General features: G+C 51.9%; 14 protein-coding genes and 1 riboswitch. Of the genes, 9 read left to right on the top strand and 5 right to left on the bottom strand.

Annotated features, from left to right (window positions below):
- Nucleotides 1–211 precede the first annotated feature (211 nt).
- The gene (gene metG / locus HZZ01_RS01995; RefSeq protein WP_179895280.1) at nucleotides 212–2,245 is read right to left on the bottom strand and encodes a methionine--tRNA ligase; all 2,034 of its coding nucleotides are present in this window, start codon (nucleotides 2,243–2,245) and stop codon (nucleotides 212–214) included.
- Between the two features lie 176 nt (nucleotides 2,246–2,421).
- Here metG and apbC point away from each other — a divergent pair, with 176 nt between their 5' ends.
- Nucleotides 2,422–3,534: an iron-sulfur cluster carrier protein ApbC gene (gene apbC, locus HZZ01_RS02000; protein WP_179895281.1), complete on the top strand. Its 1,113-nt coding sequence runs from the start codon at nucleotides 2,422–2,424 to the stop codon at nucleotides 3,532–3,534.
- On the opposite strand, the gene HZZ01_RS02005 is transcribed toward apbC, so the two are convergent.
- On the bottom strand, nucleotides 3,531–3,986 hold the full coding sequence (locus HZZ01_RS02005) for a GNAT family N-acetyltransferase (RefSeq protein WP_179895282.1): 456 nt from the start codon (nucleotides 3,984–3,986) through the stop codon (nucleotides 3,531–3,533). The genes apbC and HZZ01_RS02005 overlap by 4 nt on opposite strands.
- Nucleotides 3,987–4,221: 235 nt before the next feature.
- Between HZZ01_RS02005 and ahpC the strand changes: the two genes are divergently transcribed.
- Together ahpC and ahpF are read left to right on the top strand one after the other, a co-directional pair.
- Nucleotides 4,222–4,785, top strand: coding sequence for an alkyl hydroperoxide reductase subunit C (ahpC, locus tag HZZ01_RS02010; RefSeq protein WP_090959470.1), 564 nt, complete (start codon nucleotides 4,222–4,224; stop codon nucleotides 4,783–4,785).
- Nucleotides 4,786–4,856: 71 nt separating this feature from the next.
- Nucleotides 4,857–6,425 carry an alkyl hydroperoxide reductase subunit F gene (gene ahpF / locus HZZ01_RS02015; protein WP_179895283.1) on the top strand — a complete coding sequence of 523 codons (1,569 nt, stop codon included), beginning with the start codon at nucleotides 4,857–4,859 and terminating at the stop codon, nucleotides 6,423–6,425.
- Between the two features lie 60 nt (nucleotides 6,426–6,485).
- On the opposite strand, the gene HZZ01_RS02020 is transcribed toward ahpF, so the two are convergent.
- Both HZZ01_RS02020 and HZZ01_RS02025 read right to left on the bottom strand, forming a co-directional pair.
- Nucleotides 6,486–7,445 (bottom strand): AEC family transporter, encoded by a 960-nt coding sequence (locus tag HZZ01_RS02020; RefSeq protein ID WP_179895284.1) that lies wholly within the window; start codon nucleotides 7,443–7,445, stop codon nucleotides 6,486–6,488.
- Between the two features lie 97 nt (nucleotides 7,446–7,542).
- On the bottom strand, nucleotides 7,543–7,740 hold the full coding sequence (locus HZZ01_RS02025; protein WP_179897020.1) for a hypothetical protein: 198 nt from the start codon (nucleotides 7,738–7,740) through the stop codon (nucleotides 7,543–7,545).
- A gap of 841 nt (nucleotides 7,741–8,581) precedes the next feature.
- On the opposite strand from HZZ01_RS02025, the gene HZZ01_RS21160 reads away from it, so the two are divergent.
- The 6 genes from HZZ01_RS21160 (at nucleotide 8,582) to thiD (ending at nucleotide 15,815) form a co-directional block, all read left to right on the top strand.
- A complete protein-coding gene (locus HZZ01_RS21160) occupies nucleotides 8,582–9,286 on the top strand; it encodes a fimbria/pilus periplasmic chaperone (RefSeq protein ID WP_179895285.1) in 705 nt (234 codons plus the stop codon).
- A 75-nt stretch (nucleotides 9,287–9,361) separates the two neighbouring features.
- Nucleotides 9,362–11,950, top strand: a complete 2,589-nt coding sequence (locus tag HZZ01_RS02035; protein ID WP_255434084.1) for a fimbrial biogenesis usher protein — start codon at nucleotides 9,362–9,364, stop codon at nucleotides 11,948–11,950.
- 90 nt (nucleotides 11,951–12,040) lie between these two features.
- Nucleotides 12,041–12,589, top strand: coding sequence for a fimbrial protein (locus HZZ01_RS02040; RefSeq protein WP_179895287.1), 549 nt, complete (start codon nucleotides 12,041–12,043; stop codon nucleotides 12,587–12,589).
- A gap of 59 nt (nucleotides 12,590–12,648) precedes the next feature.
- Nucleotides 12,649–13,419 carry a hypothetical protein gene (locus tag HZZ01_RS02045; protein ID WP_179895288.1) on the top strand — a complete coding sequence of 257 codons (771 nt, stop codon included), beginning with the start codon at nucleotides 12,649–12,651 and terminating at the stop codon, nucleotides 13,417–13,419.
- A gap of 676 nt (nucleotides 13,420–14,095) precedes the next feature.
- A riboswitch (TPP riboswitch) is annotated at nucleotides 14,096–14,196 on the top strand.
- Nucleotides 14,197–14,230: 34 nt separating this feature from the next.
- Complete coding sequence (gene thiM / locus HZZ01_RS02050) at nucleotides 14,231–15,028, top strand: hydroxyethylthiazole kinase (RefSeq protein WP_179895289.1); 798 nt, start codon at nucleotides 14,231–14,233, stop codon at nucleotides 15,026–15,028.
- Nucleotides 15,015–15,815, top strand: a complete 801-nt coding sequence (thiD, locus tag HZZ01_RS02055) for a bifunctional hydroxymethylpyrimidine kinase/phosphomethylpyrimidine kinase (protein ID WP_179895290.1) — start codon at nucleotides 15,015–15,017, stop codon at nucleotides 15,813–15,815. Before thiM ends, thiD begins: the two co-directional genes overlap by 14 nt.
- Nucleotides 15,816–15,866: 51 nt before the next feature.
- On the opposite strand, the gene HZZ01_RS02060 is transcribed toward thiD, so the two are convergent.
- Nucleotides 15,867–16,553 carry a GntR family transcriptional regulator gene (locus HZZ01_RS02060; protein ID WP_179895291.1) on the bottom strand — a complete coding sequence of 229 codons (687 nt, stop codon included), beginning with the start codon at nucleotides 16,551–16,553 and terminating at the stop codon, nucleotides 15,867–15,869.
- Nucleotides 16,554–16,575 lie beyond the last annotated feature (22 nt).

Below are 16,575 nucleotides of genomic sequence, written 5' to 3' on the forward strand. Positions count from 1 at the left end.
TCACTGAGCTTCATCATACGCATTAACCCCTTAGCGTGCTAGCGATCACATTTATGGGATGATGTGGCAGGACCACGCGCAGCGTGTCAGTAAACGAAGCTGGACTGAGGTGAGGCTGAGGAGGGAAAGGTAATCCTTCGCGCCAGAGAAAAGGCGCGAAGGGCTTCAGAACGGCACTGCGCTAAGCTGTTTCAGCCGCCGGGTGCAGCGGTTACTTAACCGGCATACCCGGCACAGCACCGCTGTCGACGGACAGCACAAACAGATCTTTTCCGCCCGGACCCGCTGACAACACCATACCTTCGGAGATACCGAAGCGCATTTTGCGCGGGGCCAGGTTGGCCACGATGATGGTCATTTTACCGACCAGCACGGAGGGGTCAGGATAGGCGGCGCGGATGCCCGAGAAGATCTGACGCTTTTCACCGCCCAGGTCGAGCTGCAGACGCAGCAGCTTGTCTGAACCTTCAACCAGTTCCGCCTGCTCGATCAGCGCGACGCGCATATCAACTTTGGCGAAATCGTCGATGGTGATGGTCTCACCGACCGGCGCATCGGCCAGCGGACCGGTTACGGCTGGTGCACTCGCTGCGGCAGCATCCTCTTTCGAGGCCTCGATCAGTCCCTCAACCTTCGCCATTTCAATGCGGCTGTACAGCGCTTTGAACGGCGCAACCTGATGATCCAGCAGCGGCTGCGCAATGGCATCCCAGCTCAGTTCACAGTTCAGGAAGCCTTCTGCACGTGCGCTCAGAGACGGCAGCACCGGCTTCAGCCAGGTCATCAGAATGCGGAACAGGTTAATACCCATTGAGCAGATCGCCTGCAGATCGGCATCACGGCCTTCCTGCTTCGCCACCACCCACGGAGCCTGCTCATCCACATAACGGTTCGCCAGGTCGGCCAGCGCCATGATTTCACGGATAGCACGGCTGTATTCGCGCGCTGCCCAGGCGTCACCAATCTTCTCAGAGGCCTCTACGAAGGTCTGATAGAGCGCCGGATCGGCCAGATCTGCCGCCAGTTTGCCGTCAAAGCGTTTGGCGATGAAGCCCGCGTTACGTGACGCCAGGTTAACCACTTTGTTGACGATGTCGGCATTAACACGCTGGACGAAATCTTCCAGATTCAGGTCGATATCATCAATACGTGAAGAGAGTTTCGCCGCGTAGTAGTAACGCAGGCTGTCGGCATCCAGATGCTGTAGCCAGGTGCTCGCTTTAATAAAAGTGCCGCGCGACTTCGACATCTTGGCACCGTTAACGGTGACATAACCGTGCACGAACAGGTTGTTCGGCTTGCGGAAGTTGCTGCCTTCCAGCATCGCTGGCCAGAACAGGCTATGGAAATAGACGATATCTTTCCCGATGAAGTGATACAGCTCGGTCGTGGAATCTTTACGCCAGAATTCGTCGAAGTCGATGTCGCCGCGCTTGTCGCACAGGTTCCTGAATGAGCCCATGTAGCCGATAGGCGCATCCAGCCAGACGTAAAAATATTTGCCTGGCGCGTCCGGAATTTCAAAGCCGAAGTAGGGGGCATCGCGGGAGATATCCCACTGCTGCAGGCCCGACTCAAACCACTCCTGCATTTTGTTCGCCACCTGATCCTGCAGCGCACCGGAGCGGGTCCAGGTCTGCAGCATGGCGCTGAAGGACGGCAAATCAAAGAAGAAGTGCTCAGAGTCGCGCAGTACGGGTGTCGCACCAGAGACCACAGATTTCGGCTCAATCAGCTCGGTCGGGCTGTAGGTCGCGCCACACACTTCGCAGTTATCGCCATACTGATCGGCAGATTTACATTTCGGGCAGGTGCCTTTCACAAAACGGTCCGGCAGGAACATCCCTTTTTCCGGGTCGTAAAGCTGGGAAATAGTGCGGTTTTTAATAAAACCGTTCTCTTTCAGGCGGCCGTAAATCAGCGCTGACAGCTCACGGTTTTCTTCGCCGTGCGTCGAGTGATAGTTGTCATAGCTGACGTTGAAACCGGCAAAGTCGGCTTCATGTTCGCTTTTCATTTCTGCAATCATCTGCTCTGGCGCAATGCCCAACTGCTGAGCTTTCAGCATGATAGGCGTGCCGTGCGCATCATCCGCACAGATGAAATAAACCTGATTGCCACGCATTCGCTGATAACGCACCCAAATGTCGGCCTGGATATGCTCGAGCATGTGGCCGAGATGGATTGATCCGTTCGCATAAGGCAGTGCGCACGTTACCAGAATTTTTTTAGCGACTTGAGTCATAGTTTGCGTAGCTTTCTGTTGATTGAAAAAACGGGCTTAGATGGTAACTGAAGGCTTCACCTGCGTAAACACAAGGGATTCACCCCGCCAGTCGCCGCAGATCCACGAGCATCTGATATCATTGACATTACATCGCTGAAACACAGCGTAAGCACAGCCGAAATAAGGAGCAGGGGATGACAGCACAATCCCGGGAACCGCACACGCCAGAGGGCCTGCGCGCCATCGTAGCGGGCGCATTGAAAAGCTTTGAGCATCCGACCCTTAAACAGAATCTCACCGCGCTGAAAGCGCTGCATCACGTGGCGCAGCTTGATGGTACGCTGCATGTTGAACTGCTGATGCCGTTTGCGTGGGCCAGCGGGTTTGACGTCCTTAAAGAGCAGGTCAGCGCCGAACTGCTGCGTCAGACTGGCGCACGCGCCATCGACTGGCGACTCAGTCACGATATCGCAACCCTGAAGCGGGTGAAAAACCAGCCGGGTGTTAATGGCGTTAAAAACATTATTGCGGTCAGCTCCGGCAAAGGCGGCGTGGGTAAATCCAGCACCGCCGTGAATATGGCGCTGGCGCTGGCAGCCGAGGGCGCGCGGGTCGGCATTCTCGACGCGGATATTTATGGTCCGTCTGTGCCGAACATGCTTGGCACTCAGGATCAACGGCCAACCTCACCGGATGGCACCCATATGGCACCGATCATGGCGCACGGGCTGGCAACTAACTCCATCGGTTATCTGGTCACGGATGACAATGCGATGGTGTGGCGCGGGCCGATGGCCAGCAAAGCACTAATGCAGTTGCTGAATGAGACGCTGTGGCCGGAGCTGGATTATCTGGTGCTGGATATGCCGCCCGGTACCGGCGACATTCAGCTGACGCTGGCGCAGAATGTGCCGGTGACCGGTGCGCTGGTGGTGACCACGCCGCAGGACATCGCCCTGATTGATGCCCGCAAGGGCCTGGTGATGTTCGAAAAGGTCAATGTGCCAGTGCTGGGCGTGGTGGAAAACATGAGCCTGCATATCTGCAGTCAGTGTGGCTTCCACGAACCCATTTTTGGCACCGGCGGCGCGCAGAAACTGGTGGAGGATTATGATACGCAACTGCTGGCTCAGTTGCCGCTGCACATTGACCTGCGTGAAGACCTGGATGAAGGGGAACCAACGGTCATTCGCCGGCCCGATAGCGAATTTACCGCGCTGTATCGACAGCTGGCCGGACGCGTCGCGGCCCAGCTTTACTGGCAGGGCGATGTTATCCCTGGTGATATCGCCTTCCGCGCGCTTTAAGCCCGACCCGACCCGCTGGCGTATTGTGAGGCCAGCGGGTAATGCATCAGCACGTAACCGCCATGCTCGCCTTCGCCCTGTGAGATCATCTTCCAGCCATGCTTCAGATAAAATGCCTGCGCCGCTTTGTTCTTCTGCAGGCACTTAAGCGCGCCGGTTGAAGTAAAGTGCGTTTCTGCCGCCTCCAGCAACGCGCTGCCCACGCCGCGACCCTGCCAGTCAGGATCGACATAGAGGCTGTGCAGGAAGTTATCGTTCTTCAGCAGGCCCGCAAAGCCGACCCGCTGCCCATCAGCTTCCGCGACCAGCACGGTTTCCCCGAGGATGACCCCATCAAAATCTTCCAGCTGCCACTCGCTGCCATCCAGCCAGCGCCAGTTGTGTCGTCGCGCCGCCAGAAACAGCGTACGCAGGAAAGGACGATCGGCTTCCGTAAACGGACGAATCTTCACAGGTCAGCTCCCTTTTAATCCGGTCTTACAAAACTAGCAGCGATTCGCAGAGACGCGCGAAAAGATAAAGCGGGTTAAATGTCACGTAAATCGCTGTACACTGCCTGCCGGGCCAGAGAGCATAAGGCTCTCAGCGTTTGATAGCTTTCGTTTATCAGATTGATAACGTCCGCGTATTAGATGTTGGCCCGAAAATTATGTAACCTGCATCACATATTTTAACGGAGGCCACCAGATGTCTATTATCAATACCAAAATTAAGCCGTTCAAAAACGCAGCATTTAAAAACGGTGAATTCATCGACGTAACCGAGAAAGACGTTGAAGGTAAATGGAGTGTGTTCTTCTTCTATCCAGCTGACTTCACTTTCGTCTGCCCGACCGAACTGGGCGACGTGGCTGACCACTACGAAGAGTTCCAGAAACTGGGCGTAGATATCTACTCCGTTTCTACCGACACCCACTTTACCCACAAAGCCTGGCACGGTTCTTCAGATACCATCGCGAAGATCAAATACACGATGATCGGTGACCCGACTGGCGCGCTGACCCGTAACTTCGAAATCATGCGTGAAGACGAAGGTCTGGCTGACCGTGGTACGTTCATCGTTGACCCGGAAGGCGTTATCCAGGCAATCGAAATCACTGCTGAAGGCATTGGCCGTGACGCCTCTGACCTGCTGCGCAAAGTGAAAGCGGCTCAGTACGTGGCATCTCACCCAGGTGAAGTGTGCCCGGCTAAATGGAAAGAAGGTGATGCAACACTGGCTCCGTCTCTGGACCTGGTTGGCAAAATCTAAATCCGTTTCGCTCTTTCGATCATTCTCCAATCGGGTGCTGCGGCACCCGATTTTTTGACCAGGATATCACTATGCTCGACACAAATTTGAAAACTCAGCTCAAGGCCTACCTTGAGAAATTAACCAAACCTGTTGAGTTGATTGCCACCCTGGATGAGGGTGCAAAATCAACCGAGATCCGTGAACTGTTGGTTGATATCGCCGGTTTGTCTGACAAAGTCAGCTTCCGCGAAGAGAACGATCGTCAGGTGCGTAAGCCCTCATTTCTGATCACCAACCCAGGTTCGAACAGCGGCCCGCGTTTCGCCGGTTCACCTCTGGGTCACGAATTTACCTCACTGGTGCTGGCACTGTTACAGACTGGTGGGCATCCGTCGAAAGAAGCACAGAGCCTGCTTGATCAGATTGCCGCGCTGGACAGTGACTTCCATTTCGAAACTTACTATTCACTTTCATGCCATAACTGTCCTGATGTCGTCCAGGCGCTGAACCTGATGGCGGTAGTTAACCCGCGCATCAGCCACACCGCTATCGACGGTGGTTTGTTCCAGAACGAGATTCAGGAACGTAACGTGATGGGTGTGCCAGCGGTTTACCTCAACGGTAAAGAGTTTGGTCAGGGCCGCATGAGCCTGGCGGAAATCGTCAGCAAAGTAGACACCAACGCGGACAAACGCGCAGCGGAAGAGCTGAACAAGCGTGACGCCTATGAAGTTCTGATTATCGGCAGCGGCCCGGCGGGCGCAGCGGCAGCCATCTACTCAGCGCGTAAGGGCATCCGTACTGGTCTGATGGGCGAACGTTTTGGCGGCCAGGTGCTGGACACGGTGGATATTGAAAACTATATCTCCGTCCCAAAAACCGAAGGCGCAAAACTGGCGGGTTCACTGCGCGCACACGTTGATGATTACAACGTGGATGTCATTGAAAGCCAGAGTGCCATCAAATTAATCCCGGCTGCGAAAGAGGGCGGACTGCACGCCATCGAAACCGCCTCCGGCGCAGTGCTGAAATCACGCAGTATCATCCTGGCGACTGGCGCACGCTGGCGTAACATGGGTGTGCCGGGTGAAGAAGAGTATCGCACCAAAGGCGTCACCTACTGCCCGCACTGTGATGGCCCGCTGTTTAAAGGCAAGCGCACAGCAGTGATCGGCGGCGGTAACTCCGGCGTGGAAGCGGCCATTGACCTGGCCGGTATCGTTGAACACGTTACGCTGCTGGAGTTTGCCGGTGAGATGCGTGCCGACCAGGTGCTGCAGGATAAACTGCGCAGCCTGAAGAACGTTGATGTGATCCTGAACGCGCAGACCACCGAAGTGAAAGGCGACGGCACTAAAGTGACTGGCCTGCACTATATCGACCGTACCACGCAGACCACCCATGAGCTGCCGCTCTCCGGTATCTTCGTTCAGATCGGTCTGCTGCCAAATACCCCATGGCTGGAAGGCGCCGTTGAGCGCAACAAAATGGGTGAGATCATCATCGATGGTAAATGCGAAACCAGCCTGAAAGGCGTGTTCGCAGCGGGCGACTGCACCACCGTGCCGTATAAGCAGATCATCATCGCCAGCGGCGAAGGTGCTAAAGCCTCACTGAGTGCTTTTGACTATCTGATTCGTACTCATTCGGCTGAATAACTTTCACCAGCCAGACAATAGCCCTTCAGCCTCCGAGCTGAGGGGCTTTTTTTTAACCTGTTAATAGCCTGCCAGCGTCATCAGCATCATCCAGACTGGCGTCGTCACCGCTGCCAGTACCGTAGAAAAGAGCATGCTGGCCGCCGCCGGGCCGGTAATGACATTAAACTTCTGCGACATCAGATAGACGTTAACCCCGACCGCCATCGATCCCAGCAGCACCACCACTTTACTCTCCAGCGGCGGCAGACCGGTCAGCCACGCGATAGCCCATACCGTCATTGGTTGCAGCACCAGCTTCAGCAGGCAAATGGTATAGCTCTCTTTCAGGCCATCCCGCACCCGATAGTGCGCCAGGCTCATGCCCAGCGTCACCAGCGACAGCGGCGCGGCCAGCGAGGCCAGCATTTTTAGCGGTTCTGCGGCCAGCACCGGCAACGGACGTTGCAGAAAACTCCAGGCTGTTCCACTGAGAATGCCAATGATCAGCGGATTCTTCAGTACGCCGAGCAGGGTGCGCCAGAGACCTTCCAGCGAGAAGCTGCCTTGTTTTGCCCACTCGACCGAAACGGTCAGTAAGGTCCAGAGGATCAGGCTGTTAAATACCAGCACCAGCGCCACCGGGGGCAGGGCTTCCGGCCCGAGCAGTACCGTTGCCACCGGGATGCCCAGCATCACGTTATTGGAAAAGATGCCGCCCAGCGCAAAGACCGAAGCCGCCACGCCATCCAGATTAAACACTCTGGTTGCCAGCACTCTCCCCACGATAAACACCAGCAGGCAACTGCCAAAGAAGGCCAGTAACAGGCGCGCATCCACCGGCGGACTTTGCGAAAAGGTGCTCATCACCCGAAACAGCATGCAGGGTAGCGCGACATTAAACACAAAGCGGTTCATCCCTTCGCTGATGCTGGCAGGCCATTTTCCGAGGCGCGTCAGGCAGTATCCCAGCAGAATCAGGATAAACAGCGGAGCTGAGAGATAAATTTGATGGCTTAAGCTTTCAAACAGGCGCGGCATAGAGAGAGTCTGATCAGACGATGATTAGTTACCAGACTAACAAATTGCTAACTAACTGTTAACTGTAACGGTGCCTGGAATGAGCGTTGCCGGGACGCTAACCTAACCAGCGTCGCGCCTGTTGATCGCTGATATCCCGGTAATAGACGCGATGAATGATTTCGCCGCAGCCCGGACAATGGGCGGAAATATAGGTGGAGAAGTAATGTCTGCCATTGGGTGCGACGGCACCCTGACGTTCAATAATAATGTCCTGCCATCGATGGCGGTGGGGAATAAGCACTAAAAATCGCATCATACATCCTGAATAGTATGAAGTTCCGCTTCAGGAGCGTTTAACTCCATGAAATAAAGTGTTTTTTACGATGATGCTGCGCGCAGGTTAATTATTATGGGGCGGCCTCAATTCTGCGGAAATTATTACCGGTAAGATTCATCAATAACGGGTACCTATAAAGAGGTATTTTCTGACGCCGGCGGCATTAAGCCTTTTTTTACATCGATAGGCGTTGATCAGGATCATAGGAAATGTTGCATGGTCTATTAATTACTAACGACTCTGTTTTTTCTGCTACGTCTTATTGCATGGACTCAGGCGTAACACGACCCGGAGACTGATCTCAGCAGGGTAAAGCTGAACAATCTGGTTCTGAACAGAGTCAGAACCCTGGCGTGGACCACATTTAACGTTCAGATCATTTCATGACAATATAAAGAGTAATAACAGAGTGCTTATAAAGCGGGTTAAAGCATGGTTGATATTTTTGAGGAAAAACACTTTATGAACAATTTTCTTGAATAGAGTAGTAAACCTCATTATTTATCACATTGGTTTAACACTAAATCAATGAAAGCTTATCTTATTTGATATATTGATTCGAAAATAAAGCGATAAAAGAAATATCAAATGAATATTGATATTTCTTATTTTTATAAACAATAATATTGTATGCTAATAAATTAATTATTTTTAGGTTTAAATTCTGACTTAAAGCTATATATCCCGCACCTCGTAATTTTTTATTTTGATAGATATGTCCTTTACGGAATAAGTCTCTTAATTTATGATTCTATAAATAATTACACAATGCTTTTGCTTGATAGAATTTCAGTGATGTCGTTCTGGAGGTTGCTAGGTGCTATTTTTTGTTTTAATCAGAAAGTTTTCATTTTTTTTCATAACGGCTTTTTTATTTGCTTCTTTTTCTGTTTCGGCTGCAGGTGGCGTTTCAATACAGGGCACGCGTATTATCTATCCTCAGAACTCCCGTCAGGAAAGTATTTCTCTACGAAATTCCTCTGCAACGGATTCGTTTCTGGTCCAGTCATGGATAGAAAATGCCAACGGAAAAAAATCAAAAGACTTTATTGTTACGCCTCCGTTATATCTCAGTGGCCCTAAAAACGAGAATACGCTGCGATTGATGCTTGCCGCACCTGATATAGCGGGAGACAGAGAGGTTTTATACTATTTCGTGGCCAAAGCGATCCCTTCTATTGATAGCAAGGACACTTCCGGGAGAAGTGTTATTCGTATTGCTGCAGCAAGTCGAATTAAACTCTTTATTCGCCCGTCTGGCCTTAAAATAAAGCCAGAGAAAGCACCCGCTGAACTCAGCTTTAAACGGTTGGGTAAAAAAATAGAAATCACTAACCCTACACCCTATTATATTACGATGACAGAGATTAAACACAGCGGACGTTCTATCGCTGGAGTAATGGTTCCACCTATTGGCACCATGCTGTTAGATACCCCTTCAGATAGTAATAATACGCTGACTTTTAGTACTATCAATGATAGCGGAGCCATTACTAAACCCCAGACAGTTATAATAAAATGATAAAGTTAAAATAATTTATTATAAAAGATAATGCTTTTGCCAATGTAATTTTTATCCGGGTGAACAGGTTTTATTTTGAAAAATAATAAGCAGGGGATATCTTGCATTGCGTTTTCTGCCTGGGGTGTTTTAATGGCAATTTCCGGCGTTGTTCATGCTGAAATCCAGTTTGACGCATCAATGATTTCCAATGATATTGATTCTGTGGCGGATTTATCACGATTTTCCAGCAAGGGTGCTCAGCTTCCAGGGACATATTTCGTCGATGTTTATCTGAACAGAAATAGCATTGCTTCCCGGAATATACGGTTTGTTTCCGCCGATGATGAAAAGCCTGAAAATAATTTGCGTGATTCAACCGGTCTGATGCCATGCCTTACCACAAAAGACCTTGTTGAAATGGGGGTGAAAACTACTGCGTTTCCTGAGTTAACCAGGCGTCCAGTGGATCAGTGCCTCTCTCCGGGCAGATATATTCCTGATGCCAGGGTTATTTTTGATTTTCAGAAAATGCGCCTGGACATCAGCATTCCGCAAGTCGCCTTACAGAATAATCCTCGCGGTTGGATTCCACCTGAGCAATGGGATGAAGGCATCAGTGCAGCTTTAATGAGCTGGCAATTCAGCGGAAGTGAAAACCATGGCGAGTATGGTAACAGCCACAGTCAATATCTGAACCTGATGAGCGGGTTTAATGTTGGCCCCTGGCGTCTGCGGGATAATAGCACCTGGAGTTATTACGAAAATCGTTACAGCCGTAAACAGCAATGGCAACACATTAACACCTACCTCCAGCGCGCTATTATCCCGTGGCGTAGTGAGTTGACGCTTGGCGACAGCTCGACGAGTAGCGATGTGTTTGATCCTCTGGCTTTTCGCGGGGTGAGAATAGCAACAGATGATGAAATGTATCCGGAGACCATGCGTGGCTATGCGCCTGTTGTAAAAGGAATAGCAGGGAGTAATGCAGAAGTCAGTATTCGGCAGAATGGTAGTGTTATTTACCGTACCTATGTTGCCGCAGGGGCTTTCGTTATTAACGATCTATATCCACTCTCTTCGGGTGGCGATCTTGAGGTGGCAGTGACCGAGGCCGATGGCTCCGTAAGGGTATTTACGGTTCCTTATTCTTCTGTACCGGTGCTGCAACGTGCAGGGCATATTCGCTACGGTATGACTGCTGGTCGCTATCGCAATACGTCAGATCGCTATGATAAACCGGCATTTATGCAGGGAACTCTCCTTATGGGTTTGCCTCATAATTTAACCGCCTATAGCGGTGTTCAACTGGCTGATCAATACCGAGCGTTCGCGTTGGGTGCAGGGGTAAATTTAGGTATGTGGGGGGCGGCATCTGCCGATATTACCCAGGCAACCAGTACGCTGGCAGACGGTTCCAGGCACCAGGGGCAGTCGTTGCGTTTTCTTTTTGGTCGCTCGCTGGTTTCCACAGGAACCACGTTTCAATTAGTTGGATACCGTTATTCTACAGAGGGATTCCACACGCTGGATGAAACGGCACTGAAGAGAATGTCGGGATGGATGAATAACACCCTGGATGTGGATGCGGCAGGACGTCCGCTGAAGCAAAACTGGGTTGATCACTACGATCTGTACAGCAATAAACGTGACCGATTTCAGGCAAATATCACTCAACGTCTGGGGGATATGGGCTCTTTGTATCTCACGGGGACCCGTCAGACCTATTGGAACAACGCATCAACGACTCATTCTCTTCAGGCTGGTTTTAGCAGCGTCTTTAAAAAGATTAATTACAGCGTTTCTTATGGACAAACCCGCTACAGCGGGCAAAAGAGTGCCGATAAAACGCTTTATCTCACACTGTCAGTGCCACTGAATGATTTATTTGCAGACGGCAACAACCACTCTTTGTGGGCGAATTACAGTGCGAATCGAGACAATCAGGGACATATCACAAATCAGGTTGGTCTGAGCGGTACCGCACTGGAGGAAGGAAATCTCAACTGGGCCGTTTCTCAAGGGTATGGACGTCGGGATGGCGGAAGCGGTGATGCTTCCCTGGCCTACCAGGGGACCTATGGCAATGCCTCTGCGGGATATGGCTACAGCCGTAACTATAAGCAGTATCGTTACGGGCTGTCTGGTAGTGCAGTTCTGCATAGCGGCGGGTTAACACTCGGGCAGCCGCTGGGTATCACCAATGTATTGGTGGCGGCGCCGGGCGCTGCCGGTGTTCCGGTAGCAAATGCCACAGGCATCCGCACGGACGCCAGGGGATATACTTTGTTGCCTTACGCCAGCATGTATCGGGAAAACAGAATCGCGCTGGACGTTAATCAACTGGATGACCATACGGAAATCGATAACGCAGTAACCCGTGTTGTCCCTACGCATGGGGCGCTGGTGCGAGCAGATTTTAAGACTCGCACGGGATTTCGCGTTCTTATGACGCTAATGCATAAGAATCAACCCTTACCATTTGGTTCTACCGTCAGCATCGTCGGCGGAGAAAACAGTGGTCTGGTTGGGGATGGGGGACAGGTTTATTTGTCTGGAATGGCTTTGAAAGGAGAACTGAAAGCGAAGTGGGGACAGGGCGCCGAACAGCAATGTACGGTGCGATATGTGTTGCCAGTGAAAACGCAGTCCGTTCTCGTTCAGCATCAGGAAGTCTGTCGTTAGTGGCTAAAGGATTGGCTTTTTATTCACACCCCATTCGCGGTGATGTGAATTTCATTTAACTATCAAATTTTAAAAAAGGCTCTGCACAATATGAAGTTTATTAAATTTAAAAATGCTTTTGTTATGGGTGGCATTGCGGCTGCAATGTTAACGGTTTCTATTGGGGCGCAGGCTGCTTCCGAATCCGCAACGATTAATATCTCCGCCAACGTAGTAGCGAATACCTGTACGCCGGATTGGACAGCGGCTGGAAAAGACGTGAACATGAACCGGGTATCGGTAGATGATTTTGGGAGTGACAAAATTGGTGCCACGCAACAATTCACTCTCAATTTGACAGAGTGTGGGGCGGGAACAACCAAAGTCAAAGTGACTGCTTCAGGTATAGCTGATACTACCGACAGCACTCTTTTTTCCAATACGTTGGCTGAAGGTGCGTCTGGAGTAGGTGTTGGGGTATGGGGAGGTCCGACTCAGGCAACTCAGCTCAATCCAGCAGGTAATAACAGCGTTGAATATGCGGTGTCAAACAATGCTGTCAATATGACGTTTTTAACCAAATTGATGAAAACGGGTACGGAAGCCGTTACCGCAGGTAATCTGAAAAGTATCGTTACACTGACTGTCGACTACGAGTAATTCAAAAGGCAGTGGTCCTTAGATCACTGCCTGTTTATTTATTATTCAGAGAGAGTTTTATGATTGCTGTATTATCCAGAAAAAATGAAATCTATAAATTCAGCGGATCAGTTTTTGTTTTTCTGACAATGTTAAATTCATTGCCCGTTAACGCTGTAACCATTGAGGCTAACTCTCCAGGTTTAGCCGCGGTGGGAAAAAATACTACTGTTGTACTTGGTGGCGGTGGCGTCTATACGTTTGCGCTCAAAGCTACCGCCGATGGCAATGCTGTTCGTGATAGGGCAGCAGAGCAATGTCTGGATATCGTCTCGGGTACAATGACCGGAGTCACTATTACAGGTTGGGGGGCGTTAACCTCATCCCTGGCATGGGGAGCTTCACTTAATTATTCAGCAACGCTGAGTAATCATTGTAATAATGAACTTCGGCGGTATGTGGGTTTGTGGAGTACAAAGGCGCCTGGCATATTCAGTGGCGACTGGGTAACTGTACCCGCAAACAGAACCTGCTCTGTAAATGTTGTCACCTCTCCAGCCATCCCTGACCTTGTACCAGGCAAAGCAGTCAACGCGATACAAATTACGTCTGCGTCAACCGGCACGGGAATGCTCGCTTTCAAACCCAATGCTAATAATGGCAGCAAAGGGACGATTACTGACGGAACACATTTTTTGACTTATTCTGTACCGGGTACAACGTGGAATAGTGGCACAGGGCAATGGACGGGAGGGTTGGGTGATTACTCGCTGAAACTGGATAATATTCCTGATCCAACAACGCCCGGTAAATATAAAGGAAATATGACAGCCACAATTTCATGTGACTAATCAGCGAGACCAGAATCGTAATGCAGTTAGGGTTGTGACCCATATGAAGAAAAGCGTAATGACACTGCAGAGACTGCGACAGTGAACATTATCGCCGCTTACAGTGCAGGCATTTCTCTGAACCGGTCAATTTCCGATCAGATTTTTTGCGACATATTCTTTGTCTCCCCTGGAGATTACTCTGCGTGAAACTCAGTTTTGTAGGTATCCGACAATCAATATGGCTTTGAGCCTGAAAAACATCACATTGATTAAATACCCTCAATATTCGTAATGTCTTCATCAGAAGCATGAATACATTACCCTCTGAATGTATTTTCCGACGAACAGATCATCAAAAATGGCTATCAAGACGTGATGGAACTGAAGTGGATAAAGTGCCATGAACAGCAGCACACCCGTCTGAAGATAGTGGTAAGAAATCGAATAATTGTCCTGCCCCAGCAGACCCATTTTTACTATAGGGTTGAACAACGATTTGAAAAGGAGGGCGAAGGGTAACATCCAGCGTTGTTATAGGCTCGCATACATCACTAACAGGCGGATTTGCATTGCCCTCATTGTTTTGTAACCCACACTCGTTTTCAGCAAGCTGAAAAGACGGATTGTCTTTGCCCTGAAGCAGGCTTGTGCAAACAAGCCCCTTCCCTTAAGCTGCTAATAGATGGAGTAATATCTATATGACTCGGGGTGCCGCTTTCCACACGGAAAGGGCTGAGAAAAACCCGCTGACCTGAACTGGATAATGCCAGCGTAGGGAAGTCTGATGCCTGACCGCATTCGCCTTCTTGTTCGCCGGTTGGGAGCTACGATGACTCATCAATCTCAACACCTTTCTCTCGCGCATTTCGCGCCCATTCTGCACACTTTCCGCCTTCACTCACCGCTGGTGCACTGCATGACTAACGACGTGGTGCAGAACTTCACCGCCAACGTCTTGCTGGCACTTAATGCTTCACCGGCAATGGTTATTGATGCTGAAGAAGCGGCAGAGTTTAGCCGCATCGCTGATGCGCTGCTGATCAACGTGGGCACCCTGACCCGCGAGCGCCAGCAGGCGATGCAGGCTGCGGTAATCGCGGCCCAGGAGGCGGGCACGCCCTGGACACTCGATCCGGTCGCTGTCGGCGCGCTGACGCTGCGCAGTAACTTCTGCCAGCAGCTATTAAGCCAGCAACCGGCGGTGATTCGCGGTAACGCGTCAGAGATTCTCGCGCTGGCGCAGCAGGCCAGCGGCGGACGCGGTGTCGATACGCTGCATCAGGCGGATGCGGCACTCGATGCGGCACAGCAACTTGCTGACACCTGGAGCACGCTGGTTATCGTCACCGGTGAAGTGGACTATGTCACGGATGGTCAGCGGACCCTCGCTATAAGCGGGGGAAGCCCCTTAATGACGCGGGTGGTCGGGACCGGCTGCGCGCTCTCGGCCGTGGTAGCGGGGTTCAGCAGTCTGCCGGGCGATCGGCTGATGAACATTGCGACGGCCTGTCAGGTAATGGCTCTATCGGGTGAAAAGGCGGCGGCGCTGGCCACCGGACCGGGTAGTTTCGCCACCGCGTTTATTGATGCACTCTGGACGCTGGAGGTGGAACATGAAGCGCATTAATGCCCTGACAATTGCCGGTACCGATCCCAGCGGCGGCGCAGGGATTCAGGCCGATCTCAAAACCTTCTCGGCACTGGGAGCCTACGGCACCAGCGTGATCACCGCGCTGGTGGCACAGAACACGCTCGGCGTTCAGTCGGTCTATCGCATTGCACCTGACTTTGTCGCCGCCCAGCTCGATTCGGTGCTGGACGACGTCCGCATCGACAGCGCAAAAATCGGCATGCTGTCAGAAACCGCTATTGTAGAGCAGGTTGCGGCAAGGCTGAGGCGAGCTGCGATCCCGTTCGTGGTGCTGGATACGGTCATGGTCGCGAAAAGTGGCGATGCGCTGCTCTCGCCAGATGCCGTGGCCAGCGTTCGGGAGCTATTGTTGCCGCAGGTCTCGCTGATTACACCTAATCTGCCGGAAGCGGCGGCGTTGCTCGATTGTGCTGTCGCCAGCGATGAGGAAGAGATGCGCGAGCAGGGAAGGGCATTGCTGGCTCTGGGCTGTCAGGCTGTGCTGATGAAAGGCGGGCATCTGACGGCGAAGGAAAGTCCGGACTGGCTGATCACGTACTCAGCAGAGCAGCGATTCAGCACACCGCGCGTGAATACCCGTCATACGCATGGCACCGGCTGTACGCTGTCGGCCGCCTTAGCCGCGTTGCGGCCGCGCCATGCTGACTGGGCAGCGACGATTGGGGAAGCCAAAAACTGGTTACAACAGGCGTTATTACTGGCGGATTCGCTGGAGGTCGGGAAGGGTATCGGGCCGGTTCACCATTTTCATCAATGGTGGTGACGGCAAAGGCCCGCATCAGCCTTTTAATCAGGCGATGCGGGCGATGAGCGATTAGGGTGCCTCAAACCAGGCGCTGTTACGCTCCGCAATCGGGGTGATGGAGAAGATCATCTCCTGCAGATGGCGACGCATCGCTGCTTCGGCGGCGTCGGCGTCGTGATGTTTCAGCGCGGCAAAAATCTCTTCATGCTGCTCAATCAGCTTCTCCGGTGGAGAGACTTCACTCAGCGTCAGAAACCGTACCCGGTCCATGGCGGCTTTAATGTTTTCCACCGTCTCCCAGGCCAGCTTGCAGTCAATACTTTCAGCGATCAGGCGATGAAACTCATCGTCCAGAGTCAGAAAACCCTGGCTGTCATGGCGCTCACCGGCCATGCGCTGCAGCTGCAGGTTATGTTCCAGCGCCATCAGGGCTGAATCGTCTATCTCCAGCGCTGCACGACGCACCACTGACACTTCAACCGCCTCACGGATAAAACGGCCATCCGCCACCCGCTTAGCGGAGATTTTACGCACGAAGGTGCCGCGCTGCGGTAATACCTGTACCAGTCCGGCTTCGGCAAGCTTGATGAACGCTTCGCGCACTGGCTGGCGCGAGACGTTGAAGCGCGCGGAAACCTCTTTTTCAGAGAGCAGCGAACCCGGCTGAATGGCACAGGTAACGATATCTTTGCGCAGATAACGATAAATCTGCTGATTCACCGGTTCGCTGGTGGTAATGGTATAGGCGATCGACATGCAGCAATATCCATATTACGGC

The sequence above is a fragment of the Pantoea sp. WMus005 genome (assembly GCF_013415305.1).
Classification (GTDB): Bacteria; Pseudomonadota; Gammaproteobacteria; order Enterobacterales; family Enterobacteriaceae; genus Pantoea; species Pantoea rara.